The 25,928-nt window shown below is 60.4% G+C and carries 22 protein-coding genes; 5 read left to right on the forward strand and 17 right to left on the reverse strand.

What is annotated here, in order from left to right:
* Positions 1-159: 159 nt before the first annotated feature.
* Positions 160-1,902, forward strand: coding sequence for a GGDEF and EAL domain-containing protein (locus SGN16_RS09235; RefSeq protein ID WP_210643642.1), 1,743 nt, complete (start codon positions 160-162; stop codon positions 1,900-1,902).
* Here the strand turns inward: SGN16_RS09235 and SGN16_RS09240 are convergent.
* The gene (locus tag SGN16_RS09240; RefSeq protein WP_210643643.1) at positions 1,854-2,618 is read right to left on the reverse strand and encodes a transporter substrate-binding domain-containing protein; all 765 of its coding nucleotides are present in this window, start codon (positions 2,616-2,618) and stop codon (positions 1,854-1,856) included. The two genes, SGN16_RS09235 and SGN16_RS09240, sit on opposite strands and share 49 nt — an antisense overlap.
* A 143-nt stretch (positions 2,619-2,761) precedes the next feature.
* On the opposite strand from SGN16_RS09240, the gene dnaX reads away from it, so the two are divergent.
* From dnaX to recR, 4 genes are all read left to right on the forward strand, one after another.
* Entirely contained in the window at positions 2,762-4,831 is a 2,070-nt protein-coding gene (dnaX, locus tag SGN16_RS09245; RefSeq protein WP_210643644.1) for a DNA polymerase III subunit gamma/tau, read from the forward strand.
* 64 nt (positions 4,832-4,895) lie between these two features.
* Complete coding sequence (locus tag SGN16_RS09250; protein WP_025212712.1) at positions 4,896-5,234, forward strand: YbaB/EbfC family nucleoid-associated protein; 339 nt, start codon at positions 4,896-4,898, stop codon at positions 5,232-5,234.
* A gap of 172 nt (positions 5,235-5,406) precedes the next feature.
* Positions 5,407-6,444: an NADP-dependent oxidoreductase gene (locus tag SGN16_RS09255; RefSeq protein WP_335944879.1), complete on the forward strand. Its 1,038-nt coding sequence runs from the start codon at positions 5,407-5,409 to the stop codon at positions 6,442-6,444.
* Between the two features lie 66 nt (positions 6,445-6,510).
* A complete protein-coding gene (recR, locus tag SGN16_RS09260; protein ID WP_210643646.1) occupies positions 6,511-7,113 on the forward strand; it encodes a recombination mediator RecR in 603 nt (200 codons plus the stop codon).
* A gap of 65 nt (positions 7,114-7,178) precedes the next feature.
* Here recR and SGN16_RS09265 read toward each other — a convergent pair whose 3' ends face one another.
* The 16 genes from SGN16_RS09265 to ccoN all read right to left on the reverse strand — a co-directional run bounded on the left by SGN16_RS09265 (position 7,179) and on the right by ccoN (position 25,688).
* Positions 7,179-7,727 (reverse strand): adenine phosphoribosyltransferase, encoded by a 549-nt coding sequence (locus SGN16_RS09265; RefSeq protein ID WP_335944878.1) that lies wholly within the window; start codon positions 7,725-7,727, stop codon positions 7,179-7,181.
* An 87-nt stretch (positions 7,728-7,814) separates the two neighbouring features.
* On the reverse strand, positions 7,815-8,549 hold the full coding sequence (gene fnr, locus SGN16_RS09270; RefSeq protein WP_210643647.1) for a fumarate/nitrate reduction transcriptional regulator Fnr: 735 nt from the start codon (positions 8,547-8,549) through the stop codon (positions 7,815-7,817).
* Between the two features lie 94 nt (positions 8,550-8,643).
* A complete protein-coding gene (gene hemN, locus SGN16_RS09275; protein WP_210643648.1) occupies positions 8,644-10,026 on the reverse strand; it encodes an oxygen-independent coproporphyrinogen III oxidase in 1,383 nt (460 codons plus the stop codon).
* A 259-nt stretch (positions 10,027-10,285) separates the two neighbouring features.
* Complete coding sequence (locus SGN16_RS09280) at positions 10,286-10,969, reverse strand: sulfite exporter TauE/SafE family protein (protein ID WP_025212718.1); 684 nt, start codon at positions 10,967-10,969, stop codon at positions 10,286-10,288.
* Positions 10,962-11,180: a cbb3-type cytochrome oxidase assembly protein CcoS gene (gene ccoS / locus SGN16_RS09285; protein WP_092166649.1), complete on the reverse strand. Its 219-nt coding sequence runs from the start codon at positions 11,178-11,180 to the stop codon at positions 10,962-10,964. The genes SGN16_RS09280 and ccoS overlap by 8 nt, the downstream gene beginning before the upstream one ends.
* Before the next feature lie 24 nt (positions 11,181-11,204).
* On the reverse strand, positions 11,205-13,655 hold the full coding sequence (locus SGN16_RS09290; protein ID WP_335944877.1) for a heavy metal translocating P-type ATPase: 2,451 nt from the start codon (positions 13,653-13,655) through the stop codon (positions 11,205-11,207).
* Between the two features lie 140 nt (positions 13,656-13,795).
* Complete coding sequence (locus SGN16_RS09295) at positions 13,796-14,335, reverse strand: FixH family protein (protein ID WP_210643650.1); 540 nt, start codon at positions 14,333-14,335, stop codon at positions 13,796-13,798.
* Positions 14,336-14,346: 11 nt separating this feature from the next.
* A complete protein-coding gene (gene ccoG / locus SGN16_RS09300) occupies positions 14,347-15,762 on the reverse strand; it encodes a cytochrome c oxidase accessory protein CcoG (protein ID WP_210643651.1) in 1,416 nt (471 codons plus the stop codon).
* A gap of 375 nt (positions 15,763-16,137) precedes the next feature.
* Positions 16,138-17,148, reverse strand: coding sequence for a hypothetical protein (locus tag SGN16_RS09305; RefSeq protein WP_335944876.1), 1,011 nt, complete (start codon positions 17,146-17,148; stop codon positions 16,138-16,140).
* A 4-nt stretch (positions 17,149-17,152) separates the two neighbouring features.
* On the reverse strand, positions 17,153-21,550 hold the full coding sequence (locus tag SGN16_RS09310) for an RHS repeat-associated core domain-containing protein (protein ID WP_335944875.1): 4,398 nt from the start codon (positions 21,548-21,550) through the stop codon (positions 17,153-17,155).
* A gap of 100 nt (positions 21,551-21,650) precedes the next feature.
* Entirely contained in the window at positions 21,651-22,061 is a 411-nt protein-coding gene (locus SGN16_RS09315; protein WP_335944874.1) for a type II toxin-antitoxin system VapC family toxin, read from the reverse strand.
* Positions 22,062-22,316 (reverse strand): type II toxin-antitoxin system Phd/YefM family antitoxin, encoded by a 255-nt coding sequence (locus SGN16_RS09320; protein ID WP_210643654.1) that lies wholly within the window; start codon positions 22,314-22,316, stop codon positions 22,062-22,064.
* Between the two features lie 150 nt (positions 22,317-22,466).
* Positions 22,467-23,450 carry a cytochrome-c oxidase, cbb3-type subunit III gene (ccoP, locus tag SGN16_RS09325; protein ID WP_210643655.1) on the reverse strand — a complete coding sequence of 328 codons (984 nt, stop codon included), beginning with the start codon at positions 23,448-23,450 and terminating at the stop codon, positions 22,467-22,469.
* The gene (locus tag SGN16_RS09330) at positions 23,447-23,632 is read right to left on the reverse strand and encodes a CcoQ/FixQ family Cbb3-type cytochrome c oxidase assembly chaperone (RefSeq protein ID WP_003175465.1); all 186 of its coding nucleotides are present in this window, start codon (positions 23,630-23,632) and stop codon (positions 23,447-23,449) included. The genes ccoP and SGN16_RS09330 overlap by 4 nt, the downstream gene beginning before the upstream one ends.
* Before the next feature lie 5 nt (positions 23,633-23,637).
* Positions 23,638-24,246 carry a cytochrome-c oxidase, cbb3-type subunit II gene (gene ccoO, locus SGN16_RS09335; protein WP_022643327.1) on the reverse strand — a complete coding sequence of 203 codons (609 nt, stop codon included), beginning with the start codon at positions 24,244-24,246 and terminating at the stop codon, positions 23,638-23,640.
* Entirely contained in the window at positions 24,246-25,688 is a 1,443-nt protein-coding gene (gene ccoN / locus SGN16_RS09340) for a cytochrome-c oxidase, cbb3-type subunit I (RefSeq protein WP_210643656.1), read from the reverse strand. The genes ccoO and ccoN overlap by 1 nt, the downstream gene beginning before the upstream one ends.
* Positions 25,689-25,928: the final 240 nt, after the last annotated feature.

A 25,928-nucleotide genomic window follows, 5' to 3' on the forward strand; every position in this document is an offset into this window, starting at 1 on the left:
GCCGCGACACAAGGGGCAGGGGCCTACCCCCTCAGGTAGCGCTGCCAGGGCCCGCGCTCCAGCTTATCTCAAGGTGTTTGAGCCTAGTTGATTTTCGCCTTTGCAGAGGCGGTGCAACCGCGCGCGACAAATGAGCCTGACTCATGGATGACTGCTTCGATGGATAAGAAGTACCGCAGAGCCGTTGACGCCGCCGCGATCTTTTCCGAAACCGATCTGAGCGGGCGCATCACCTACGTCAACGATCAATTTTGTACCCTTTTTGGCTACCAGCGTGAGGAGTTGCTGGGCGCCGATCATCGCCTGCTCAATTCCGGCCAGCACCCCGACGAGTTCTTCAGCGGCATGTGGCGCACCATCGGCTTGGGGCAGGTATGGAAAGGGGAAATTTGTAATCGTGCCAAAGACGGTACGCTGCACTGGGTCGATACCACCCTGGTACCGGTGATCGACGATGAGACCGGGCAAATCGAACGCTACCTGGCGATTCGCTTCGACGTCAGCGAAAAGCGTCGGCTGCTGCACTCGTTGCAGTGGCGGGTCGGTCACGATGTGCTGACCGGCTTGCCCAACCGTACCTACCTCTCTGATCTGCTGGACCAGGCACTGGCGTTTTCCCGTGCGGAAAACCTGCCCCTGGCGGTGTGCATGCTCGACCTCGATGGTTTCAAGGCCGTCAATGACGGTCACGGTCATGCCAGCGGCGATCGGCTTCTGGTGGAAGTCGCCAGGCGATTGCGCAGTATTGTGCGGGGTGAAGACGTCGTGGCGCGACTGGCGGGGGACGAGTTTGTGCTGGTGCTGCGTCATGTGCGTGGCATGGATGAATTGAATGCCGCGCTCAACCGCGTATTGGTCGGCGTTTCAATGCCATATGTCATCGATGGCAAGGGCATCAAGGTCTTCGCCAGTATTGGTGTCACGCTGTTTCCATGGGACAACGAAAACGCTGAAACCTTGTTGCGCCACGCCGATCAGGCAATGTACGTGGCCAAGCAAAGTGGCCGTAATCGTTTCCATCTGTTCGATGTGTCCCGGGACCAGGAGGTCCGGGTCACTTACCAGACGGTCGAGCGGGTCCGGCAGGCGCTAGCGGGTAACGAGTTGCGCCTGCACTTCCAGCCCAAGGTCAATATGCGCAACGGTACGGTGGTTGGTCTGGAGGCATTGCTGCGCTGGAAGCATCCGCAACGTGGCCTGGTGCCGCCTCGCGAGTTCCTGCCGCTGGTGGAGGAGACTGACCTGATCGTCGAGATCGGTGAGTGGGTCATGGAGCAGGTACTGACTCAGCTGCAGCAATGGCAGCAGATGGGGCAGGGCTGGCCGGTGAGCATCAACATATCGGCGCGGCATTTCCAGCGAGAGGATTTCGTCGAGCGGCTGCAACAGGTGTTGGAGCGACATCCGGCGGTGTCACCGAGCATGCTGGATTTGCAGATCGTTGAGTCCGTCGCCGTGGAGAACCTTCAACACGTCAGTACGTGCCTGCAGTCATGCCAGGCATTGGGCGTAGGATTTTCACTGGGTGGTTTTGGCACCGGCTATTGCTCGCTCAACGACCTCAAGCACCTGCGCACGCAAACCATCAAGATCGACAAGACTTTTGTCCGCGATATTCTCGATGACCGGGACGACCTGGCGCTGACGGAGGCGGTGATCGGCCTGGCCCGGGCGTTTGGCCGCCAGGTGGTCGCCGAGGGGCTGGACAGCCTTGAGCATGGGCTCCTGCTGCTGCGCCTGGGCTGCGAGGTGGCTCAAGGCTATTTCATTGCCCGTCCCATGCCTCCCGAACAGGTCCCTGGCTGGGTGATGGGGTTTGTCCCGCCGTTGCAATGGCAGCAGCGAGCCGGCGTTCAGGGAGAGCCGGCGTCGGCCTCCGACGCGTCCCTGCGGCCAGTGTAAAGCTGGATGATGGCGTCAATTTCTCCTGATGCTTTCATTTTCTGCAAGGTGAGCAGAATGTGTTGGGCTGGAATTCTCGGGTCATCGCGTACGTAGCAGCCCAATTGCTGTTCCTGGAGAACAGCCACTTCGTGCAGTTGCCGGTCGGCGGAATGCCGTTGGTTGAACCAGTCCAGCGCCCACTGGTTGCTGACCGCATAGCGATAACGGCCGGCCAGCAGCTTGGCCAGCACTTGTTCCTGGCTGCGCGCATCGTCGCGCCGCAGGTGCCCCTCGTTGAACAGGGGCTGCAAGGTCGGATAGGTATAGCCGAGCACGGTGCCGATGGGTTGTTGCGCCAGTGTCGCTGGCGTCACCGCGGCGGTACTGTCTGCCATGCCGACGAGCAGGTCGCGTTGGAAAAACAGCGGGACACTCCACAGGTACTTGCCGCCCTTATCCACCCAATCGGGGCTGACATAACAGCGCATATCGATTTCACCATGTTGCATGGCGCCGTCCAGGCGGGCACGGGACAGGACGTGAAATTGCGCTGGCATCCCGACCTGGGTCGCCAGGCTGGTCATTATGTCGGGGAGTATGCCCTGCGTCGGGCGGCCTCGTTCGATCTGCACCATGGGCATGGCCCAGCCGTCGGTAACGGCAAAGCGCAAAGGTACTTCGTCGGCAAAACACGCGGTACCGAACAACAGCAAAGCCCCCATGGCTGAGCGCATAAACTCTCCTGACTGTACAAAACCCTGTCGACAACCGAGCCCCTGAGACCATCTTAGTCAGATTAGACGAGCACACCGGATGCAATTTCGCCCCTGCTCCGCTAGCATTAGCCGCTTATGTTCCTTCGTTGCGACGGTTTTCGATGAGTTATCAGGTTCTTGCACGTAAGTGGCGTCCGCGCTCGTTCCGCGAAATGGTCGGCCAGACCCATGTGCTCAAGGCCCTGATCAATGCCTTGGACAGCCAGCGGCTGCACCATGCCTATCTGTTCACCGGTACCCGCGGTGTGGGCAAGACCACCATCGCGCGGATCATCGCCAAGTGCCTGAACTGCGAAACCGGCATTACCTCCACACCTTGCGGCGAGTGTTCGGTCTGCCGGGAAATCGACGAAGGCCGTTTCGTCGACCTGATCGAGATCGACGCCGCCAGCCGCACCAAGGTCGAAGACACCCGCGAGCTGCTCGATAACGTGCAGTACGCGCCGAGCCGTGGGCGCTTCAAGGTCTACCTGATCGACGAAGTGCACATGCTCTCCAGCCATTCCTTCAATGCGCTGCTCAAGACCCTCGAGGAGCCACCGCCCTACGTCAAGTTCATCCTGGCGACCACTGACCCGCAGAAACTTCCGGCAACGATTTTGTCGCGTTGCCTGCAGTTCTCCCTGAAGAACATGACCCCGGAACGGGTCGTCGAGCATCTGACCCACGTGCTGGGTGTGGAAAACGTCCCGTTCGAAGACGATGCACTGTGGCTGCTGGGCCGCGCCGCCGATGGTTCGATGCGCGATGCCATGAGCCTGACCGACCAGGCCATTGCTTTCGGTGAAGGCAAGGTCATGGCCGCCGATGTGCGGGCCATGCTCGGTACGCTCGATCACGGCCAGGTCTATGACGTGTTGCATGCGCTGATCGAAGGTGACGCCAAGGCGCTGCTCGAAGCGGTGCGTCACCTCGCCGAGCAGGGGCCGGATTGGAACGGCGTGCTCTCGGAGATCCTCAATGTGCTGCACCGGGTCGCCATCGCCCAGGCCTTGCCGGAGGGTGTCGACAACGGCCACGGCGACCGTGACCGCGTACTGGCCCTGGCCCAGGCACTGCCGGCCGAGGACGTGCAGTTCTATTACCAGATGGGCCTGATCGGTCGTCGCGACCTGCCCCTGGCGCCGGATCCGCGCGGCGGCTTCGAGATGGTGCTGCTGCGAATGCTGGCGTTCCGGCCGGCCGACACGGCGGACGCCCCGAGGCAACCGCTAAAGCCAGTGGGGATCAGCCAGGCCACAGCTGATTCCGCCAAGCCAGTGGCTGCCGCGCCCATCGTTGCGCCGGCAGTGGCTTCTGCTCCGGTGATGCCTTTGGCTGAACCGGCTCCGGCGCCTGTCAGTGCGCCGATTGAACCCGAGCCTGAAGCGGTCGCCGAGGCGTTGCCCGAGCCGGTGGCCGAAGCGGTCATCGACTTGCCCTGGAATGATCCGGTCGAACCTGAGATCGTCCAGCAGCCCGCTGTGGAGCCCGTGCTGGAAACCACTGCCGAGCAGCCCGAGCTGCCACCCATGCCCTTGCCCACGCCCGACAGCGTGGTGCCCGATGCGCCCGAATGGGTGGCGGCCCCAATGCCTGAGCCGACCGTGGCCGACGTTGATGTCGCCACGCCGGGCATTGACCTGGACGATGAGCCCCCGCTGGACGAGGACTACATCGAGCCGGACATCGATTCGGCCTACAGTTATCTGGACGATCTGGCCAGCGAGCATGCCGCCGAGCCGGCCCCGGAGCCCGAGCCGGAACCGGCGGCAATGCCAGCCACCGGGCTGGCCCTGCAATGGCTGGAACTGTTTCCGAAACTGCCAATTACCGGCATGACCGGCAGTATTGCCGCCAACTGCACGCTGATCGCCGTGGAGGGTGACCACTGGCTGCTGCACCTGGACCCGGCCCACAGCGCGCTGTTCAACGCGACCCAGCAGCGTCGCCTCAACGATGCGCTTAACCAGTACCACCAGCGCACCCTGACGCTGAGCATCGAGCTGATCAAGCCTGAGCAGGAGACCCCGGCCCAGGCCGCGTCCCGTCGCCGTGCCGACCGTCAGCGCGAAGCCGAAGAGTCGATCCACGGTGACCCGTTCATCCAGCAAATGATGCAACAGTTCGGCGCGGTGGTCCGTCACGATACTATCGAACCTGTCGAGGCCCCGGTTACCCAGGGCCCATAACTGAAAGCGTCGGGCCGAACGGGCCGGGCGCGATGTTTATCCAAGTACTTTCGAGGTGATTCCCATGATGAAAGGTGGCATGGCCGGCCTGATGAAGCAGGCGCAGCAGATGCAGGAAAAAATGGCCAAGATGCAAGAAGAGCTGGCCAACGCCGAAGTCACTGGCAAGTCCGGCGGCGACATGGTCACGGTGGTCATGACCGGTCGCCATGACGTCAAGCGTGTCAGCATCGATCCGAGCGTGGTCGAAGGCTTGAGCGAAGATGACAAGGAAATGCTCGAAGCCCTGTTCGCCGCCGCCGTCAACGACGCCGTGCGCAAGATCGAAGCCAACAGCCAGGACAAGATGTCCGGCATGACGGCCGGCATGCAACTGCCGCCGGGCATGAAACTGCCGTTCTGATTCGTCATCCCGGTCGGGATGGGCTACACACAATGCCAGGCATCGCGCCTGGCATTTTTGTTTGTGCTCGGGAAAGCGGGCGCCACGGTCCAACGGCAAAGACATCGAACACACCCCCTTCAAAAGAGTCTGCTTCCTATAGGTCCCACTCAACGATCAAGGAGAAGCTTCCATGTCACAAGCATCGACCTCCAACCAGCGCATCGTCCTCGCATCCCGCCCCAAAGGCGCTCCCACCGCGGACAATTTTCGTATCGAGCAAGTCAACCTGCCGGACCTGACGGACGGGCAGATCCTGCTCAAGACGCTGTTCCTGTCCCTGGACCCCTACATGCGCGGACGAATGAGCGATGCGCCTTCCTATGCCGCGCCGGTAAAGATCGATGAGGTGATGACCGGCGGCGCTGTCAGCCGCGTGGAGCGTTCGATGCATCCGAAATTCCACGCAGGCGACCTGGTGGTGGGTGCCACAGGTTGGCAGAGCCACAGCATCAGCGATGGGCGCAATGTGATTCCAATCCCGTCCGGGCTGCCCAGCCCGTCGATGGCCCTGGGAGTGCTGGGCATGCCGGGCATGACCGCTTACATGGGGCTGATGGACATCGGTCAGCCCCAGGCCGGGGAGACCCTGGTGGTTGCGGCGGCATCAGGGGCCGTGGGCTCGGTGGTCGGCCAGGTGGCAAAGATCAAAGGGTTGCGAGTGGTTGGCGTGGCTGGCGGCCACGAGAAATGCAAATACGTGGTCGATGAGTTGGGTTTTGACGCTTGCGTCGATCACAAGAGTGAACACTTTGCAGAGGAGTTGGCCCAGGCTTGCGACCAGGGCATCGATATTTATTACGAAAATGTCGGCGGCAAGGTCTTCGACGCGGTGCTCCCGCTGCTCAATGCCAAGGCGCGTGTCCCACTCTGTGGTCTGATCGCTTCCTACAACGATGGCGAGCAATCGTCGAGCGGTCCGGATCGCTTGCCGCAATTGCAGCGCACCTTGTTGACCAAGCGGGTGCGGATCCAGGGTTTTATCGTGTTCGACGACTATGGTGATCGTCAGCCGGAGTTCATCAGCGCCATGGCGCCCTGGGTGCGTGATGGCAAGGTCAAGTTCCGCGAAGACGTGGTCGATGGCCTTGAGAATGCACCGCAGGCCTTTATCGGTCTGTTGGAAGGGCGCAACTTCGGCAAGTTGGTGGTCCGGGTGGCGCAGGATTGAGTATTTGACGCTAATCGGAGGCGCGGGTATAAACCGCGTCTCGTTGTTATGTCGGACATTTCCTCCATGAGCTTCAGCCCTTTGATTCGCCAACTGATCGATGCCCTGCGAACGTTGCCAGGTGTGGGTCAGAAAACTGCCCAGCGCATGGCGTTGCAATTGCTCGAGCGTGATCGCAGCGGCGGTTCGCGCTTGGCCCAGGCCTTGAGCCAGGCCATGGAAGGGGTGGGGCATTGCCGTCTATGCCGTACCCTTACCGAAGACGATCTTTGCCCGCAATGCGCCGATCCGCGTCGTGACGACAGCCTGCTGTGCGTCGTGGAAGGACCGATGGATGTCTATGCGGTGGAGCAGACGGGGTTTCGCGGTCGCTATTTCGTGCTCAAGGGGCATTTGTCACCCCTCGACGGCTTGGGGCCGGAAGCCATTGGCATTCCACAGCTGATTGCGCGGATCGAAGAGGCCGGCACGTTCAAGGAAGTCATCCTCGCCACCAACCCGACGGTCGAGGGTGAAGCCACCGCCCACTACATCGCCCAACTGCTGAGCAACAAAGGCCTGATCGCCTCGCGCATCGCCCATGGTGTGCCGCTGGGTGGCGAGCTGGAGTTGGTGGATGGCGGGACGCTGGCGCATTCGTTTGCAGGGCGAAAGCCGATCGCCTTGTAACCGCCACACAAAAATCCCTGTGGGAGCGCGCAAGCTCGCTCCCACAGGTTCGGCGTTTGCGCCAATTACCTTTCGCTGAGCGAGAACTGCGTCAGGCAGAAGGTAGCAATCCCCATGTCTTCCAGGCGCTGGGAACCGAGCAGTTCCGGCAAGTCGATGATCGCCGCGGCCTCGTGGACCTTGGCACCCATGCGATGGATCAGGTTGGCGGCGGCAATCAGTGTGCCGCCAGTGGCGATCAGGTCATCGAACATCACCACCGAATCACCCTCGCACAGGCTGTCGGCATGCACTTCAAGGAAGGCTTCGCCGTATTCGGTCTGGTAACCCTCGGCCAGCACATCCGCTGGCAGCTTGCCTTGCTTGCGGAACAAAACCAGCGGTTTGTTCAACTGATAGGCCAGGATCGAGCCGATCAGGAAGCCCCGGGCATCCATCGCACCGATGTGCGTGAATTCGGCCTCGACGTAGCGGTGGGCGAAACTGTCCATGACCAGCCGCAGGGCGGTCGGGGATTGGAACAGTGGGGTAATGTCGCGAAAGATTACGCCTGGCTTGGGGAAATCGATCACGGGGCGGATCAGGGATTTGATGTCGAAGGAGTCGAAGACCATCGTCGAGGTGTCCTGGCAGGGCTGCAAACGCGGCAGTATAGCGCGGCTGGGACGATTCCTCAGCCGCCCCTCAGCCGCGTGTATACATCAGCCTTCGAGAGAGCCGCCGGCCAGAGCGCAAAGCTGGATCGGGTCGAGAATGTGAATTTCCTTGCCTTCGGCGGCAATCAACTCGTTCTGCTGGAAGCGGGTGAATACCCTGGAGACGGTTTCCACCGCCAGCCCCAGGTAATTACCGATTTCGTTGCGCGACATGCTCAGACGGAACTGGTTGGCCGAAAACCCACGGGCGCGGAAGCGGGCCGAGAGGTTGACCAGGAACGTGGCAATGCGCTCGTCGGCGGTTTTTTTCGAGAGCAGCAGCATCATTTGCTGATCGTCACGGATCTCCCGGCTCATCACTCGCATCAATTGACGACGCAGTTGCGGCAGTTGCAAGGCCAGTTCGTCCAGACGATCAAAGGGTATTTCGCAAACCGAGGTGGTTTCCAGCGCCTGGGCCGAGACCGGATGGCTCTCGGTGTCCATGCCGGACAAGCCCACCAGCTCGCTGGGCAGGTGGAAACCGGTGAGCTGCTCTTCGCCGCCGTCGCTCAGGTTAAAGGTTTTCAAGGCGCCCGAGCGTACGGCATAGACGGAATCGAAGGCGTCGCCCTGGCGAAACAGGAATTCACCTTTTTTTAACGGTCGACCCCGTTTAACGATTTCGTCCAGCGCGTCCATGTCCTCCAGATTCAATGAAAGTGGCAGGCAGAGAGGGGCCAGGCTGCAATCCTTGCAGTGGGCCTGGTTGTGGGCGCGCAGTTTGACTGGCTCGGACATTTCTTAAATCCTTGTGGGAAATCACGCATAAGGCGTAAGGGTACCCCAGAGATGGCACTCCGACCAGTGTGGTTTCATCGTCAAATTGTCGCGCTTAAATGACTCGGGAGAAGCGTTGTCGATTGTGCTGCTCCAGATAGGCGTCGAAGACCATGCATACCGATCGCACCAGCAGACGCCCGGCCGGCAGGACCTTGATGTGCATGTCGTCGAGCTCGATCAGCCCGTCTTGGGCCATGGCCTGCAATTGCGGCCATAACGGCGCAAAGTAGCCACGAAAATCGATATTGAAGGTTTGCTCTATCTGGGCGAACTCCAGATGGAAATGGCAGATCAACTGCTGGATCACCGCGCGCCGCAGCCGGTCATCGGCATTGCAGATCAACCCGCGACTGGTCGCCAGTTGCCCGTCGGCGAGGGTGTTCTGGTAATGATTCAGGTCGCTGCTGTTCTGGCAGTACAGGTCGCCGATCTGGCTGATCGCTGACACGCCGAGGCCGATCAGGTCGCAATGACCATGGGTGGTGTAGCCCTGGAAGTTGCGTTGCAGCGTGGCTTCTTCCTGGGCGATCGCCAGTTCGTCGTCGGGCAGGGCGAAATGGTCCATGCCGATGTAGCGGTAGCCGGCGGCAGTCAGTTGTTCGATGGTGCCTTGCAACATTGCCAGTTTCTGCGCCGGGCTTGGCAGGTCCTGGCTGTTGATGCGCCGCTGCGGCATGAAGCGTTCCGGTAGGTGGGCGTAATTGAACACCGACAGGCGGTCCGGCTGTAATTCGATGACCTCTTGAATCGTGCGGGCGAAGTTTTCCGGGGTCTGTTTTGGCAGGCCATAGATCAGGTCGATGTTGATTGAACGGTACTGCAAGGTCCTGGCGGCTTCGATCACTGCGCGGGTTTCTTCCAGGCTTTGCAGGCGATTGACGGCGCGCTGGACCGCTGGGTCGAGGTCTTGCAGGCCGATGCTGACCCGGTTGAAACCCAGTTCCCGCAGCAGGCCCATGGTTGACCAGTCGGCCTCACGAGGGTCGATTTCGATGCCGTAGTCGCCTGAGTCGTCGTCCAGCAAGTTCAAATGCTTGCGCAGTTTGGCCATCAACTGGCGCAGTTCGTCGTGGCTGAGGAACGTCGGAGTGCCGCCGCCCAGGTGCAGTTGTTCCACGCGCTGGGCGGGGTCCAGGTGACAGCCGATCAGTTGGATCTCCTGCTCCAGGCGTTGCAGGTAGGCGTGGGCGCGGCCGCGGTCCTTGGTGATCACCTTGTTGCAGGCGCAGTAGTAGCAAATGTTCGCGCAAAACGGCACGTGCACATACAGCGACAATGGCCGCTGGGCCTTGCGGCTCTCGCGCAGGGCATGAAGCAGGTCGAAGGTGCCCACCTGGCTGCCGAACTGCGCTGCGGTCGGGTACGAGGTGTAGCGTGGGCCCGCCAGGTCGTAACGGCGGATCAAGTCTGTGTCCCAACGAATGGCGTCGAGCATGCGGGCGTTCCCCGGATAGGCTGGCATGGGTCCGAGTCTAGGGGCGGGGGCGTCGGAGCGTGTTGATTTGCGTCAACGGGGCTGGAGGCCCCACCGCGAGCAGGCTTCCACAGGCGTACTGTGATCGGTACGAATTCTTTGTGGGAGCGGGCTTGCTCGCGAAGACGGCGGCACATCAACACCGTGGACTTGGTCGGATCGCTTTCGCAAGCAAGCCCGCTCCCACAAAAGACTTGTGGTGGATATGAGACCTACTCGGTCAATGCCCCATGAGCCAATGCTGGTGTGGCCCCGGCAGTGTCCAGAGCCCAAAGACGATCACCAACAAGCCACCAGCCATACGCACGCTGCGTTTGCGCAGCAGGGCGGTGACGCGTTCGGCGGCCAGGCCGGTGGCGAGCAGTACCGGCCAGGTACCGAGACCGAAGGCGAGCATCAGCAGTGCGCTGTCCAGGGCATTGCCCTGGCTGGCGGACCACAGCAGGGTGCTGTAGACCAGGCCGCACGGTAGCCAGCCCCATAGCGCGCCGAGCAGCAAGGCCCGGGGCAGGCTCGACACGGGCAGCAAGCGGTTGGCGACGGGCTGGATATGCCGCCACAAGCCCCGGCCAACGCTTTCGATGCGGGTCAGGCCGCTCCACCAACCCGCCAGGTACAGGCCCATGGCAATCAACAGCAAACCGGCCAGCACCCGCATGATCATCGCTGCCGGGCTATTGGCCACGGCCCAACCGGCCAGGCCGATCAACAAGCCGGCGGTGGCGTAGCTCAGGATCCGTCCCAGGTTGTACGCCAGCAGCAGCCGGAAGCGCCGGCTGCGCTGTTCCTTGGGGATTGCCAGGGTCAGGGCGCCCATCAGGCCGCCGCACATGCCCAGGCAATGGCCACCGCCCAGCAGGCCAAGGATGACCGCCGAGACCAGCAATGGCGCCAGATCAAGCATGGGGTGGGGCCTTGTCGTCCGGTTCGTGGGCCTGGCCACTGGCTTCGTCCACCGCTGCCTTGTGGTTCGGGTCCTGGTCGTCGAACAGGATGCTGTGGGCCGGACCGTCGAGATCATCGTATTGGCCGCTGTCCACCGCCCAGAAGAAAATGTACACGGCGATGGCCACGATCAGCAGCGCGGCCGGAATCATCACGTAGAGAGCTGGCATGTCGGAACTCCATGCCCGCGCGGCTCAGGCCGGCAGCGGACGGGTATCGGGCGTGGCGTCGAACACCTGCACCTTGGGCTGACGGGTCAGCCTCAGCGCATTCAACACCACGGTCAACGAACTGATGGACATGCCGACCGCCGCCCACACCGGGGTAATCCAGCCGAGGGCGGCGAACGGCAACATGAGGCCATTGTACAGCCCGGCCCACACCAGGTTCTCAATGATTACCCGGCGGGTGCGTCGGGCCAGGCTGAAGGCATGAATCAGGGCGTCGAGACGGTTGGACAGCAGCACCGCGTCGGCACTGGTCTTGGCCAGGTCGGTGGCCGAGCCCATGGCGACACTGATGTCCGCCGCTGCCAGCACCGGCACGTCGTTCACCCCATCGCCGAGCATCAATACCTTGCGGCCCTGCTGGTGCAATTGCTGCAACACCGCCAGTTTGTCGTCCGGGCGCAGACCGCCGCGGGCCTCATCGATACCCAGTTCGGCAGCGACGCTGGCCACCATCGGCGAACTGTCGCCCGACAGCAGCAGGGTCCGCCAACCTCGCGCCTTACAGGCCGCCAGCAGGGCTGGCGCATCGGCGCGCAAACGGTCGTCGAGGACGAACCAGGCCAGTGGGCCAATATCATCGCCCAGTAATAGCCATTGTCCGGGTTCGTCCGGCATTACTGGTATCGCCGCACCGCTGAGTTCACACACGAAACCGGGCTGGCCGATGCGCAGGCGTTGTGCGTTCACTAAACCTTCGAGCCCCAATCCCGGGCTGCTTTGTACCTGTTCGGCGGCCAATGGCGCACGACCAAAGGCGCGAGCGATAGGGTGTTCGGAACGATTTTCCAGGGCTGCGGCCAATCCCAGGCATCGATCGCTGTCCAGGGACGCCAACGGTCGAATGGCGCGCAATGCCAGGCGGCCTTCGGTGAGGGTACCGGTCTTGTCGAAGATCACCGTGTCAATCTGGTTCAGGCCTTCCAGCACATGACCGCGCGTCAGCAGCAGGCCAAGCTTGTGCAAGGTGCCGGTAGCCGCGGTGAGGGCGGTTGGCGTGGCCAGGGATAGCGCGCAAGGGCAGGTGGCGACCAGCATTGCCAAGACAATCCAAAAGGCGCGAGAGGCATCCAGTTGCCACCACACCAGCCCGATGACGGCGGCGGCGAGCAAGGAGAACAGCAAGAACCACTGGGCGGCACGGTCGGCGATTTCCGCCAGTCGCGGCTTCTCGGCCTGGGCGCGTTCCAGCAGCCGCACGATGGCGGACAAACGGGTGTCTTGCCCAAGCGCCAATACCTCGACCGTGAGGGCGCCTTCGACGTTCAGCGTGCCTGCGGTGACCGCGTCGCCCACTTGGCGAGGTTGTGGCAGGTATTCGCCGGTCAACAGCGATTCGTCGATGCTGGATTGGCCGTCAAGGATCCTGCCATCGGCCGGCAGGACGGCCCCGGGATGCACCAGTACGCGGTCACCGGTGCGCAACTCGCTGAGCAGGATGCGCTCGCTCTGGCCGTTATCCTCCAGGCGCAGGCACGAGGCCGGTAGCAGGTTGACCAATTGGGCGGTGGCGGCGGCGGTGCGCTCCCGGGCGCGGCGTTCCAGGTAGCGGCCGGCCAACAGGAACAGGGCGAACATGCCCACGGCGTCGAAATACAGTTCGCCGACGCCAGTGATCGACGTCCAGATCCCGGCGACGTAGGCGCTGCCGATGGCCAGGGACACCGAAACGTCCATGGTCAGGTGCCGGGTGCGCAGGTCGCGCATTGCGCCTTTGAAGAACGGTGCACAGCTGTAGAAGACGATCGGCGTGGTGAGGAACAGTGCAACCCAGCGCAGGATGGTGTGCATCTCCGGGCTCAGGTCGATATTGAATTCCGGCCAGGTGGCCATGGTCGCCATCATCGCCTGGAACCACAGCAGCCCGGCCACGCCCAACTGACGCAGGGCCAGGCGGTTTTGTGCGGCAAGTTGCTCGCAGGCCTGGTCGGCCTGGTACGGGTGGGCGACGTAGCCGATCTGGCGCAGCTCAGCGAGCAGCGTGCTGAGCGGCAACTGAGCATCAGCCCAGCGCACATGCAGGCGATGATTTGACAGGTTCAAACGCGCCTCGGCAACGGCCGGCAGGCTGCGCAATTGTTTTTCGATCAGCCAGCCACAGGCGGCACAACTGATGCCTTCCATCAACAGGGTGGTTTCGGCCAGTTCGCCTTCATGACGCACGAATGATTGCTGCACGTCAGGACGATCGTACAGCGCCAGTTCGTCGGTCAGTTGGACGGGCAGGGTTTCGGGGTTAGCCGACGCTTCGCTGCGATGTTGGTAGTAACTCTCCAGGCCCCCGGCGACGATGGCTTCGGCCACCGCCTGGCAGCCCGGGCAACACAGCTCGCGGGTTTCACCCAGGACAACGGCGGTGAAGCGACTGCCCGGAGGAACGGGCAGGGCGCAGTGGTAGCAGGGCTGTGGAGTGGTCATGAGGTATTCACATATCGAAACTTGCTGGCATCTGAAGGCCTCTTCGCGAACAGGCTCGCTCCCATAGTCGATTGCGGTAAGTCATACACCGCAATCTCCTGTGGGAGCGAGCTTGCTCGCGATTGCGCGAAGCGCAGCCGCTATTTCTTCAGGTCTTCGGCGCCTTGCAGCGGTTCATCGCCGAGCAAGAGGTCCTGGCCGTGATTGATCTGCTCTTCTTCGAACAGTCGCCAGGTTTTGTTGTTCTCCACGCCCAGCAACTCGACAAAGCGCCGGCCTTCGACCTTGTCCGTCAACTGGCCAACGTACCGCCCTGGTTCGCTGTCGTTACGTGTCAGGACGATCTTGCGGTCCTTCTCCGGCTGGGTCGGCGAGATCAGGCTCAGCTCCAGGGTCTGAGGGCGGCTGTTGCCGTTCAGGCGCAGGTTCACTTCACCGGTGAGCTCGTCCAGTTGCACGTTGGCCCGCAGCTGCAGGGTCTGGGCCAGCAGTTCGCGCTCCAGCGAGCGATTGATGCCTTTGCCCGCTTCGTAATAGTTGTCGTTGACCAGGTTGTCCGGGTTCTTCACGGCAATGGTCACCATCGTCAGGCTCAGTGTCACCGAACAGGTCAGGATCGCAATGATGATCCATGGCCAGAGGTGCTTGTACCAGGGGCTGGTGGCGGTTGCTGCAGGCATGTTCAATTCTCTCAACGCGTTTGTGGGCCGATGAACCGGCTCTTGGCTTCGACATGTACGCTTTCGTCATCGGCATCCTTGAGGATGAAGGTCACCTCGTTGGTGCTCGATGGCAGTTGGTCCGGTGCACTGGAAAGCTCGACCGGCTGGCTGAAGATTTCGCCGGCCGCCACCTTGATTTCTCGCCGACCCTGCAACTTGAGATCGGGCAGGCCGGCGGCTTCCAGGACGTAGGTATGGTCGCGCTGGTCCTTGTTCATGATCTTCAGGCTGTAGACGTTCTCGATCCGACCTTCGGCGTTTTCGCGGTACAGCACGCGGTCTTTGCTGACATCGAAACCCACCAGCGAACGCATGAAGAACGCCGTTACCAGCAGGCTGATCATGGTCAGCAAGACCAAGGCGTAACCGATCAGGCGCGGACGCAGTTTATGGGTTTTCTGCCCCGACAGGTTGTGTTCGGTGGTGTAGCTGATCAGGCCGCGTGGATAATCCATCTTGTCCATGATGTTATCGCACGCGTCGATGCACGCCGCGCAGCCAATGCACTCGATCTGCAGGCCGTCGCGAATGTCGATGCCGGTCGGGCAGACCTGGACGCACATGGTGCAGTCGATGCAATCCCCCAGGCCCAGAGCCTTGTAGTCAACGCCCTTCTTGCGCGGGCCACGGCTTTCACCGCGACGCGGGTCGTAGGAAACGATCAGGGTATCTTTGTCAAACATCACGCTCTGGAAACGGGCGTAGGGGCACATGTAGATGCACACTTGCTCGCGCAGCCAGCCGGCGTTGCCGTAGGTGGCGAGGGTGAAGAAACCCACCCAGAAATACGACCAGCCATCGGCCTGGCCGGTAAAGAACTCGAACACCAGTTCACGGATCGGCGTGAAGTAACCGACAAAGGTCATGCCGGTGACGAAGCCGATCAGCAACCACAGGCTGTGCTTGGCGAACTTGCGCAGGAATTTGTTGGCGCTCAGAGGGGCCTTGTCGAGCTTGATGCGCTGGTTGCGGTCGCCTTCGGTGACCTTCTCGCACCACATGAAGATCCAGGTCCACACGCTCTGCGGGCAGGTATAGCCGCACCAGACTCGTCCGGCATAGACCGTGATGAAAAACAGGCCAAAGGCGGCAATGATCAACATCCCGGAGAGCAGGATGAAGTCCTGGGGCCAGAAGGTGGCGCCGAAAATAAAGAATTTACGCTCCGGCAGGTTCCACCAGACGGCCTGATGACCACCCCAGTTCAGCCAGACCGTACCGAAATACAGCAGGAACAATAGCGCGCCACCCACCATCCGCAGGTTGCGGAACAGGCCCGTGAAGGCGCGGGTGTAGATTTTTTCCCGAGAGGCATACAGGTCGACGCTTTTGTTCGCGTCCTTGGCAGGCGGGGTGACGTCATGTACCGGAATCTGGTTACTCATCAAATGCATCCCACGGCAGTGGAAAAGTGCCGGGGCCAGTACGTGCCGACCACGGTCAGAAAGGGTGTTGCGGTGGCGCAATGATACGCCTGTCGCTCTAGCCCAAGGGTGCGACCTTTGGTCGCGTTGGGGGTCTGCATAGAATGGTGTAGTGGATGTAACAAGTCATGACCCAGATCAATTGACTATAGACATTCCATGGCGTTGGCGAAAATCGAAGGGTGGTAACGGTGTGCAGTCAGTAGACCGGCAAACCCAACGAAAATCCGGGGTGTGCTCGAAGGTGCCATGTGCACAGCCACCGCCAAGGGCAGGCAAATGCCTGGATGAGATTCATGCGGCCTCCTGTCGGCTAGCGCTATCGAGTTGTGGCTGCTACTGGCTATACAAAATGTTGTAGAACGAGGTTGGATCGTCCCGGATCAAGGACAGATCGTGTCCCGTGGGGATTTTGTCGAACAGCGCCTTGTTGACTGCCATTCGGCGCGTGATTATTGCCTCCAGCAGTTTGCCGAACAAGGCGTCATCATTGACGTACTTTTTCAACTTTAGAATTTCGCGAGGCTTGTTCTTCAGGATATGGAAGGAATAGTTCATCAAGATAATATTGGAGACAAACAGGTTTTCCGTTGACTGGCGCGGGTTGGTTGTGTCGGCCAATGCCCCGAGTACCTGCTTTTCGTCGTGCTCATAGGCGTGCAGAAATACATCGGGGTACATGAGTTCGCTGAACCGATCATTGAGCCTGAAACGGTAACTTGTGTTGTCGGGTTCCACCAGTAACTTGACGATGCTGGCTTGATAGCTTTTCAGCGTCCTGAACAACGCATGTTCTTTTCTACTGGCGAACTTGATCACGTCATAAGCCAAGTCGATCGCATCCAGAAAACTCACAGGTCCCAACGCGTCGGTCGCCATCATCAGCTGATGATCTTCAATGCTGAACCGACGATACGCCTCGTCATCGATGCTCAATTCGAAGAGCAGGAACCTGAGCATGTGGTTCCTGAGCTGTGCATCCGCATCGAGAGGGCTGTTCTTCAAGCTGATCAACTGAATCAGATAGAAAAAAATAAAATAGTCTTTGTTGGTGCGTTGACGGTTGTCGATTTCAAGCAAATAGCCAAAACGCGACAGGACCAGGACAAGGGCATAGCAGTCCGCTTCCGTGAAGCCGTTTTTCGACATGGATTTTTCGAAGGTACGCATGGAAAACAAATCCTGCCAGCGACTCACGCTGAAGGCTGAGCCGTTGTGTTTTCTGGCAACAACACGGAGCAGTGACGGCTCATCCTCTTTGTAAAAAACAACGTCCAGCTCCTTTGGATACGGCCGGGCATTCAGGAAATGTTCAAGCTTGTATGAAAGGAGATTGAATATGTCCATACCGTTATCCGCACGTTTTCCATTTGCCGTTCGGGCCTTTTTTCTCGACACGGAACGATGTGATGGTTTTATTGAATTTATCCAGTAACCGGAAACCGATACCTCTGGCCTTGGGTTCATTCGTTTTGGACAGCACGCCATCCTTAAGGCCCGTCTCCTTATAGTCAACGGTAGAAATATCCTTGTGACTGTTGAGCATGCTGACCCCTTCATTATTGACGGTGGCTACTACTCGATACTTCTCGTTGCCCGGATTGAAGCCGGGGTTGCTGTCCTGATTCACCCAGACGGCTTTCTCACCTCTGATATTAGGAACCAACCCCCCTTTGCCGCCGTTGGCTGCCTTGGATGAGACCGTTTCGCTTTCGCCCATGTAACGAATAATCTCATTCTCTTTCAATCCCAGCGGATCGATCCAGGTGAATGGATTTGGTGAGTAGCGGTAGAGGTTCAGGCTACCGGTCAGGCCCAGTGGGTCGGGGGTGGTAAAGCGTCCAACATCGGGATCATAAAAACGGAAGGTGTTGTAGTGCAGACCCGTTTCCCGGTCCAGGTACTGTCCCTGAAACCTCAGGTTCTGTTCTTCGATGTAGTACGGCTCACGTACCTCATCAATGGTGTTGCCCCACACCTGATAATGGGCGTGCCATAGCGGGTGGCCGTCACTTTCCGTCAAGACTTGTGGAAGTCCGTTGAGGTCGTTGTGGTAATAGCGCACGCGTTGATTTTCATCGAGGCCATCGACTCTGGCCAAGGGCGCGTGATCGTTACCGATGTAGAGGTACAGACTGGTCAGACTGTTTTTATGCTCCTTGAGTAGTTGCAGGCCATCCCAGTCGAAGCGTGTACAGGCAATCAGCTGCCCATTGTGGTTATGTTCGGTTTTCTCAATCCTTCGGCCCAAGGGGTCATAGCGCATTCTGACTACGCTTTCACCCTCGGTTTTTTGTGTTCTAACTTCAATCAAGCGATGGTCCGAGTCGTAACTGAAACGCTGCAAGCCATGCCGCCTGCTGCGTTTTTCAATCATTCGTCCAAATCCGTCGTAGCGATAACGTTTGTCTTGATAGGTCAGCACTTGGTTATGCACAACCCGTCCAATTGCGCCGCAGGGACCGTCGAGCAGATTAGCTGCCGCGTCGAAGGAAAAGGTTTCATTCTGACCTTGGCGACTTCCCTGGCTTGCCAGGATCCGACCTGTCACGTCGTAGTGCAGCAGTTGGCGTTGTTGACTTTGTGGTAGTCGTTCGAGACGTCCTACAAGGTGATCGCCGGGATCGAATTCAAAATGGATTTGTTCGGCAGCCGCCATTAACGAAGGGTGGCTGATATGCCGACGCTGGCGGCTACGTAAGCGTCCGCTACGGTCGTATTCGCTGCGGGTACTGATCTGCCCTTGGGTGCGCAGCACTTCCCGGTGCAGCCGATCGCGTTCGAAGTCGCTGATGACTTGGCCATCAAGGTTGATTTGATGCAGGTGACCACTGCCGTAGTAGAGGCGGTTGATCCAGCGTCCGTCAGGTAGTTGGGTCTGGATCAGGTTACCGAGTTCGTCGTAATGATGCTTCAGATGGCCCGTCGAACTTTGCTCTTCAATCAGATAGCCCAGAGCGTCATAGGCGAAGCCAAGTCTCTGCTCGTTGCCTTCGTTATCGATAACGATGGCTTCGATCAACTGGTTCAATGGGCTATAGCTGTACAGGGATCGTCCGTCAGGTGTGATTCGGGTGGTCAGCCGACCAATCGCATCGCGCTCCAGATGCTGGACGATAGTTTTTTCGTTGGGCTGGCGATCATTTCGCGGCGCTGCGAGGGTCTCGACTTGTCTTACGTTATCGAGGGCGTCATAGGTATAACGTTTGGCGCTGCCATTGAGGTCCTGTTGTTCCGCCAGCCGATCCCCGGCATCCCAGGCAAACCGATAACTCTCGCCATTCTCGTTGGTCAGCGCTTGCAGTCGGCCGAAGCTGTCGTATGCAAATTGCACTTGGCGACCCTGGGCGTCGGTGCGTTGGCGGACCTGGCCGCGGCGGTTGTGTTGGTAGCGCGTGGTGTGCCCGGCGGGGTCGGTGTAGCCGGTCAACTGGCCGGCGATGTCGCGCTGGTAGTGCTCGGTGCGGCCGTCCGGCAGTTGGCTGCTGAGCAGGCGGCCTTGGGCGTCGTAGCTGAAGTGCGTGCGTTCGCCGAGGGCGTCGGTGATGGTTTGCAAGTAGCCGCGGTGGTCGTAGCTGAAACGCGTCGGGTAACCCGAACAATCCACATGCTCGACCAATTGCCCGAACGGGTTCCAGCGCAGCTTTTTGCTCTTGCCGGTGGCGTCGATGATTTCCACCACCTGGCCGTGGGCGTCGTAGCGGTAGCGGGTGACGTGGCCCAGTGGGTCGGTTTCCGCCGTGCAGTTGCCGCGCTGATCGTAGCGGTATTGCCAACTGTTGCCGGCGGCGTCGGTGTCCACCAGCGGCAGGGCCCAGTGTTCGAGCCAGAGGGTGGATTCGCTGCGGCCCAGCGGATCGGTTTCGCTGAGCAGGTTGCCGGCTTCGTCGTAGCTGAATTGGTACTGGCCGCCTTGTGGATCGGTGGCGCTGAGCAACTGGCGCTCGTCGTTCCACTCGAACAGCCAGGTCTGGCCGAGGTTGTCGGTGAACTGAGTGATCTGGTGTTGGTTGTTCCATTGCCGGGTGCTGACGCGTTGCAGGCTGTCGCTGATGCGGGTGATGCCGGCCTTGAGGTCGTAGTCGAACTGATAGGCATCGCCCTCGTCGGTCCAGTGCCGGACCACGCGCCATTCCTGATCCTCGATCAAGGCCCATTCGTAGAAGCAGTGCAGCCCGGTGGGCAACTGGTGCTCGACCATCCGTTGCCCGGCGTCGTAGCTGAAGCGCCGTTGTACCTGGCCGCTGGCATCGCGTACTTCGGCCAGGTTGCCTGCTGCGTCGTAGGCATAGCTGACGAGCACTTCGCGCTGCTGGTCGGAGTAGAGGCGTTCTATCCGAGTGACGCGTTCGCCTTCGCGGATCAGTTCGACCTGCACCAGATCGAAGGTGTCGCGTAGCCGCACTAACCGTCCGACGTCGTCGTAGTCCAGGTAAATACGGTTGTCGTTGCGGTCGCCCAGTTGGTTCAGGCGCAGCAGCGATGCATTGGCTGGTGTGGGTTCGAACAAACGGTACAGGCCGTCTTCGCTTTCAATCAGCAACTGCCCGTTCACATGGCGCCGCACGGCGAGGCCTTCGCCGGCACTGAACACCGCACCGCCCAACGGGATGGAGCCCATGTCAATGGGCCGGCCCTGTTCGTCGGTGTAGACCAGGGTTTCGCCGCCGTCCGGGTGAGGGCGGATTTCGACCTGCACCTCATAAGACACACTCCAGCCGGCGCCGAACAGGCTATCGCGGCGCTCATCGCGGCTGTTGTAGACGCGTTGCCAGCCGATGGGCAGCAGGCCGGGCAAGACGAAGTCCAGCTCTTCAGCACCGCCCAGCACCTTGGCCCCGGTGGCGGCATGCACCGGGTTCGACGAACCTAGGGCGGCGTTGGCCGCCGCGTTCGCTGCGCTGCTGGCGGCCATGGACACCGCGCCGCCCACCAGCATGCATGGCAGTTTGCTGAAGAATTTGCCCTTGCCGCCCTTGAGCATCAACAGCGCCGTGACCGCCAACCCGACGCCCGGGGTCTTGCCGCTGCGGATCTCGCGCACCACCACCGAACCGCCACCGATGGTCACGTTGGACGAAATCAGCCCGGCCGACACCACCGTCGCGTCGCAGGTGCTGCGGTCGCCGCTGCGCACGGCGGGTTGGCCGTTGATGGTGACCTTGTCCGAACCTTCGGCCATGAACTGCGGCGGCATGGGCGGGTGCTTGGTGCAGATGACCAGGTCTTCCGGCTTTGGCACCGCGCCGGGTGCGGGCATGGCAACGGTGGGCCGCCACATCTGCGAAAAGAAATTCCCGGCCATGTCCAGGTAGCTGGGTTCTTCTTCAGGCTCTGGGGCTTCAAGCTCGGTGCCGGCCGGGGCGACGTGGGATTCAATCGCCCCAGCGGCGCGGGCGGCAGGGATGTTGTTGGTGAGGGTGTTGGTGGAGCCGGTGAGAATGTTCGCCTGCACCGTGGGCGGAAAGAGGGCGTTGCCGATGCCCTCGCATATATTGCTCAACCCCTTGTCGGCCCCGGTCTTGCTCATGGCCAGGCCAACGACGGTGCCCACCACCAGGCCGAGGACGAAGCAGCCCAGGCCGCCGGTGGCGACGGTGATGCCAGTGGCCGCGACCACGGCGGCGGTCGCCAGGGCGGTGATCGCGATATTGGCCGCCACCTCCAGCACGCCGCCGAGGATGTCGGCCATCATTGAAGTGTGGTTGAGTGCATCGCCCAGGCGGGCCGCCCAGAGCGCGTCAGACATGCCAAAGGCTCATGCAAACGCCTGTGTGCTCAAGTGGTTTGATACTTTCCATTGCGCCTATCTCCTTGGCGGTGAGTTGAGGGGGCGTCGCGACGTTATATTAGCTTGACCAGGGATTGAACAGCGCCACGCCGCTGCCTTGGAAATCACTCACGTTGCGGGTCACCACGGTCAGGCCATGGACCAGCGCGGTAGCGGCAATCAGTGCGTCGCACTCATTGCTGCGGTCGGGTACATGCAGGCGCGCGCAACGCAGTGCGACGGCGCGGTCCACGGCCAGGATCCTGCCGGCAAAGGCGGGTATCACATGATTATCCAGCCAGGCCCGCAGGCGACTGCCTTGCGTCGGGTCCTTGCGTTCGAAGCGTAATACGCCGGTTTCCAGTTCCAATACGGTAATCGCTGAGACATACAGGCTGGGAGCGGGGACGCTGCGCGCCCAGGCTTGGACGTTTTTGTCTGCCTGGGGTTTACGCAGTTCCGAAATGACATTGGTATCGAGTAAAAACATTCAGGACAGGTCCACCGAACGGGGAGTAATGACGGCACGCTCGGTATCGAAATCGATATCCGGCGCATCGGGCATGACCAGCAACTCGACAATACTGGGGCCAATGCCGGTCAGTTTCTGGTACTCCTCAATGCTTAGCAGCACATGGGCCGGCTTGCCACGGTCGGTGATGATAACCGGGCCTTCACGCGTAGCTTTTTTGGCACCACTTGTGTCGTGGTTGAATTCGCGGCTGGAGATGGTCGTGATGGACATGGAAGTGCCCTCATTGAGCTCGAATGTAGGCACGTTACTACTGGAGTGAGTGGCCGGCAAGCGAAACAGATTTGCTCAGGTTTCGGACCGCTAACAAGAAAGGCCCCGCCAATCAGATTGGCGGGGCCTTTCGTGTATCAGCTACTGGTTTTACTGGGCGTCAGAGGCCGGAGCCTTTTCGCCATGAGACAGGCTGTAGACATAGGCGGCCAGCAAGTGGACCTTGTCGTTGCCTTGCAGGTCAGCTTGGGCAGGCATCTGGCCCTGGCGGCCGTAGCGGATGGTCTGCTGCAACTGAGCGAAGCTCGAACCATAGATGAACGCAGCCGGATGCGTCAGGTCAGGTGCGCCCATGGCGGGCGTGCCCTTGCCAGCTGGACCGTGGCAGGCCACGCAGTTGGCCGCGAACAGTTTCTGGCCGTTGGCCGGATCGGCCTTGGCGCCTTCCGGCAGCTTGCGGCCGTGCAGGCCGGTCACCAGGTAGGAAGCCACGTCAGCGACGCCTTGCTCGCCGACCACGGCAGCCCAGCCCGGCATCACGGCGTGACGACCGCCCATGATGGTGGTCTTGATGGTTTCCGGCTCGCCGCCCCAGCGCCAGTCGGCGTCGGTCAGGTTGGGAAAACCATAGGCACCCTTGGCGTCGGAACCGTGGCAGACCGAGCAGTTGGAGGCGAACAGGCGGCCACCCATCTTCAGGGCTTGCGGGTCCTTGGCGACTTCTTCGATCGGCATGGAGGCGAACTTGGCGAAGATCGGACCGAACTTGGCGTCCGAACGCGCCATTTCCTTTTCCCACTCATGAACGCCGGTCCAGCCGGTCTGGCCGTTGGCGAAGGCGGTCTGCTTCTCGGTGTCCAGGTAGTTGTAGCCTGGCAGCAAGCCTTTCCAGTTGCCCAGGCCAGGGTAGAGCGCCAGGTAACCGAGGGCGAACACAATGGTGCCCACGAACAGCATGAACCACCATTTTGGCAGTGGGTTGTCATATTCCTCGATGCCATCGAACGAGTGACCAACGGTCTCGTCCGTTTGCTCGGCGCGCTGGCCCTTGCGGGTCGACAACAGCAGCCAGGTCAGGGCGAAGATTGTTCCCAGACTGAGGACTGTGACGTACAGACTCCAGAACGTAGTCATTCTTTGTTACTCCTAGAAGCTTGCTCGACGTGCTTGATGGCTTCGGGATCATCCGCGAATGGCAGCAAGGTCGCGTCTTCAAACTCCGACTTGCGCTTGGGGCTGAACACCCACAAGGCCAGACCGATAAAGGCCACCATCACGACGACGGTGCCCAGGCCACGAATCATCCCGATATCCATCTAAATCACCGTTTGCTTTTGATGATGGTGCCCAGGCCTTGCAGATAGGCCACCAGCGCGTCCATTTCGGTCTTGCCCTTGACCGCATCCTTTGCACCGGCGATGTCTTCGTCGGTGTAAGGCACGCCCAGGGTACGCAAGACTTCCATTTTCTTGGCGGTGTCTTTGCCGTCGAGCTTGTTTTCTACGAGGAACGGGTAGGCCGGCATTTTCGACTCAGGTACCACGTTGCGCGGGTTGTACAGGTGCGCACGTTGCCAGTCGTCGGAGTAGCGGCCGCCAACGCGGGCCAGGTCCGGACCAGTACGCTTGGAACCCCACAGGAACGGGTGGTCCCAGACGCTTTCACCGGCCACCGAGTAGTGGCCGTAGCGTTCGGTCTCGGCGCGGAACGGACGGATCATCTGCGAGTGGCAGCCGACACAGCCGTTGGCGATATAGATGTCGCGGCCTTCCAGTTCAAGGGCGGTACGCGGCTTCATGCCTTCGACCGGCTTGTTGGTCACGTCCTGGAAAAACAGCGGAACGATCTGGGTCAGGCCGCCGATGCTGACGGCGATGACCATGAAGAAGGCCAGCAGGCCTATATTCTTCTCTACTACTTCATGCTTCATCAGTGAGCTCCAACTACGGCGATCTTGGCGGCGGCTTCAGCTTCAGCCGGGTCAGAGGCACGAACGGTGCGATACACGTTGTAGGCCATGAACAGCATGCCGCTGGCGAAGAACGCGCCGCCCAGGGCTCGCACGATGAAGCCAGGATGGCTGGCTTGCAGCGCTTCTACGAACGAGTAGGTCAGGGTGCCGTCGTCGTTGATTGCACGCCACATCAGGCCCTGGGTGATGCCGTTGACCCACATCGAGGCGATGTAGAGCACGGTGCCGATGGTCGCGAGCCAGAAGTGCGCGTTGATCAGGCTGGTGCTGTGCATCTGCGCACGACCGAACAGTTTCGGGATCATGTGGTAGATGGCGCCAATGGAAATCATCGCTACCCAGCCGAGTGCGCCGGCGTGTACGTGGCCGATGGTCCAATCGGTGTAGTGGCTCAAGGAGTTGACGGTCTTGATGGCCATCATCGGCCCTTCGAAGGTCGACATGCCGTAGAACGCCAGGGATACCACCAGAAAGCGCAGGATCGGGTCGGTGCGCAACTTATGCCAGGCACCCGACAAGGTCATCATGCCGTTGATCATGCCGCCCCAGCTTGGTGCCAGCAGGATGATCGACATCGCCATGCCGAGGGACTGCGCCCAGTCCGGCAGCGCGGTGTAGTGCAGGTGGTGTGGACCAGCCCAGATGTACAGGGTGATCAGTGCCCAGAAGTGCACGATGGACAGGCGATAGGAATAGATCGGACGCTCGGCCTGTTTTGGCACGAAGTAGTACATCATCCCCAGGAAGCCGGTGGTCAGGAAGAAGCCCACGGCGTTGTGGCCGTACCACCACTGGATCATCGCATCGGTCGCGCCCGAGTAGGCCGAGTACGACTTGAAGAAGCTGACTGGCAGGGAGGCGTGGTTGACGATGTGCAGCATGGCTGTCACGAGGATGAAGGCACCGTAGAACCAGTTACCGACATAGATATGCTTGGTGTTGCGCTTGACGATGGTGCCGAAGAACACCAGCGCGTAGGTCACCCAGACGATGGCCAGCAGGATAGCCAGGGGCCATTCCAGCTCTGCGTATTCCTTGGTGGTGGTGTAACCCAGTGGCAAGGTTACGATCGCCCCGACGATCACCGCTTGCCAACCCCAGAAGGTGAAGGCGGCGAGGCTGTCGGAAATCAGTCGCGTTTGGCAGGTTCGCTGCACGACGTAATAGGAAGTGGCAAACAATGCACAACCACCGAAGGCGAAAATCACCAGGTTGGTGTGCAGCGGGCGCAGGCGTCCAAACGTCGTCCATGGCAGACCGAAATTCAACTCCGGCCAGACCAGTTGCGAGGCGATGAAGACACCTAGCCCCATGCCAAGGATCCCCCAGACCACCGTCATGATGGCGAACTGGCGGACTACCTTATAGTTATAAGCAGTCGGACTGATTGCTGTGCTCATTCTAAGGTTCCACGGTTTGGGTGTTTTATTAGGATAAAAATCGGTCGCAAGTATGGAGAAAGCGGGGGGTCATTGCAACGCGCCATGACCTGGGTCAATGCTTTCTAAAGCTGATTCTGCGGCCTTTCCATGTTCCGTGTAGGGACAAAATTGGCCCTTGGTAAAATGTCGCAACGAAGGAAAGAGACGAGGGGGTCGGGTCGGTTGTAACGGGGTGTGTTCGAACACGACGTTCGGGAG

The organism is Pseudomonas sp. G166 (assembly GCF_037027455.2).
In the GTDB taxonomy this organism is placed as follows: domain Bacteria; phylum Pseudomonadota; class Gammaproteobacteria; order Pseudomonadales; family Pseudomonadaceae; genus Aquipseudomonas.

What these genes read in the sequence shown, in the direction of transcription:
- SGN16_RS09235 (WP_210643642.1), top strand. Translation starts at nt 160, where the DNA reads ATGGATAAGAAGTACCGCAGAGCCGTTGACGCCGCCGCGATCTTTTCC.
- SGN16_RS09240 (WP_210643643.1), bottom strand. Translation starts at nt 2,618, where the DNA reads ATGCGCTCAGCCATGGGGGCTTTGCTGTTGTTCGGTACCGCGTGTTTT.
- dnaX (WP_210643644.1), top strand. Translation starts at nt 2,762, where the DNA reads ATGAGTTATCAGGTTCTTGCACGTAAGTGGCGTCCGCGCTCGTTCCGC.
- SGN16_RS09250 (WP_025212712.1), top strand. Translation starts at nt 4,896, where the DNA reads ATGATGAAAGGTGGCATGGCCGGCCTGATGAAGCAGGCGCAGCAGATG.
- SGN16_RS09255 (WP_335944879.1), top strand. Translation starts at nt 5,407, where the DNA reads ATGTCACAAGCATCGACCTCCAACCAGCGCATCGTCCTCGCATCCCGC.
- recR (WP_210643646.1), top strand. Translation starts at nt 6,511, where the DNA reads ATGAGCTTCAGCCCTTTGATTCGCCAACTGATCGATGCCCTGCGAACG.
- SGN16_RS09265 (WP_335944878.1), bottom strand. Translation starts at nt 7,727, where the DNA reads ATGGTCTTCGACTCCTTCGACATCAAATCCCTGATCCGCCCCGTGATC.
- fnr (WP_210643647.1), bottom strand. Translation starts at nt 8,549, where the DNA reads ATGTCCGAGCCAGTCAAACTGCGCGCCCACAACCAGGCCCACTGCAAG.
- hemN (WP_210643648.1), bottom strand. Translation starts at nt 10,026, where the DNA reads ATGCTCGACGCCATTCGTTGGGACACAGACTTGATCCGCCGTTACGAC.
- SGN16_RS09280 (WP_025212718.1), bottom strand. Translation starts at nt 10,969, where the DNA reads ATGCTTGATCTGGCGCCATTGCTGGTCTCGGCGGTCATCCTTGGCCTG.
- ccoS (WP_092166649.1), bottom strand. Translation starts at nt 11,180, where the DNA reads ATGCCAGCTCTCTACGTGATGATTCCGGCCGCGCTGCTGATCGTGGCC.
- SGN16_RS09290 (WP_335944877.1), bottom strand. Translation starts at nt 13,655, where the DNA reads ATGACCACTCCACAGCCCTGCTACCACTGCGCCCTGCCCGTTCCTCCG.
- SGN16_RS09295 (WP_210643650.1), bottom strand. Translation starts at nt 14,335, where the DNA reads ATGCCTGCAGCAACCGCCACCAGCCCCTGGTACAAGCACCTCTGGCCA.
- ccoG (WP_210643651.1), bottom strand. Translation starts at nt 15,762, where the DNA reads ATGAGTAACCAGATTCCGGTACATGACGTCACCCCGCCTGCCAAGGAC.
- SGN16_RS09305 (WP_335944876.1), bottom strand. Translation starts at nt 17,148, where the DNA reads ATGGACATATTCAATCTCCTTTCATACAAGCTTGAACATTTCCTGAAT.
- SGN16_RS09310 (WP_335944875.1), bottom strand. Translation starts at nt 21,550, where the DNA reads ATGTCTGACGCGCTCTGGGCGGCCCGCCTGGGCGATGCACTCAACCAC.
- SGN16_RS09315 (WP_335944874.1), bottom strand. Translation starts at nt 22,061, where the DNA reads ATGTTTTTACTCGATACCAATGTCATTTCGGAACTGCGTAAACCCCAG.
- SGN16_RS09320 (WP_210643654.1), bottom strand. Translation starts at nt 22,316, where the DNA reads ATGTCCATCACGACCATCTCCAGCCGCGAATTCAACCACGACACAAGT.
- ccoP (WP_210643655.1), bottom strand. Translation starts at nt 23,450, where the DNA reads ATGACTACGTTCTGGAGTCTGTACGTCACAGTCCTCAGTCTGGGAACA.
- SGN16_RS09330 (WP_003175465.1), bottom strand. Translation starts at nt 23,632, where the DNA reads ATGGATATCGGGATGATTCGTGGCCTGGGCACCGTCGTCGTGATGGTG.
- ccoO (WP_022643327.1), bottom strand. Translation starts at nt 24,246, where the DNA reads ATGAAGCATGAAGTAGTAGAGAAGAATATAGGCCTGCTGGCCTTCTTC.
- ccoN (WP_210643656.1), bottom strand. Translation starts at nt 25,688, where the DNA reads ATGAGCACAGCAATCAGTCCGACTGCTTATAACTATAAGGTAGTCCGC.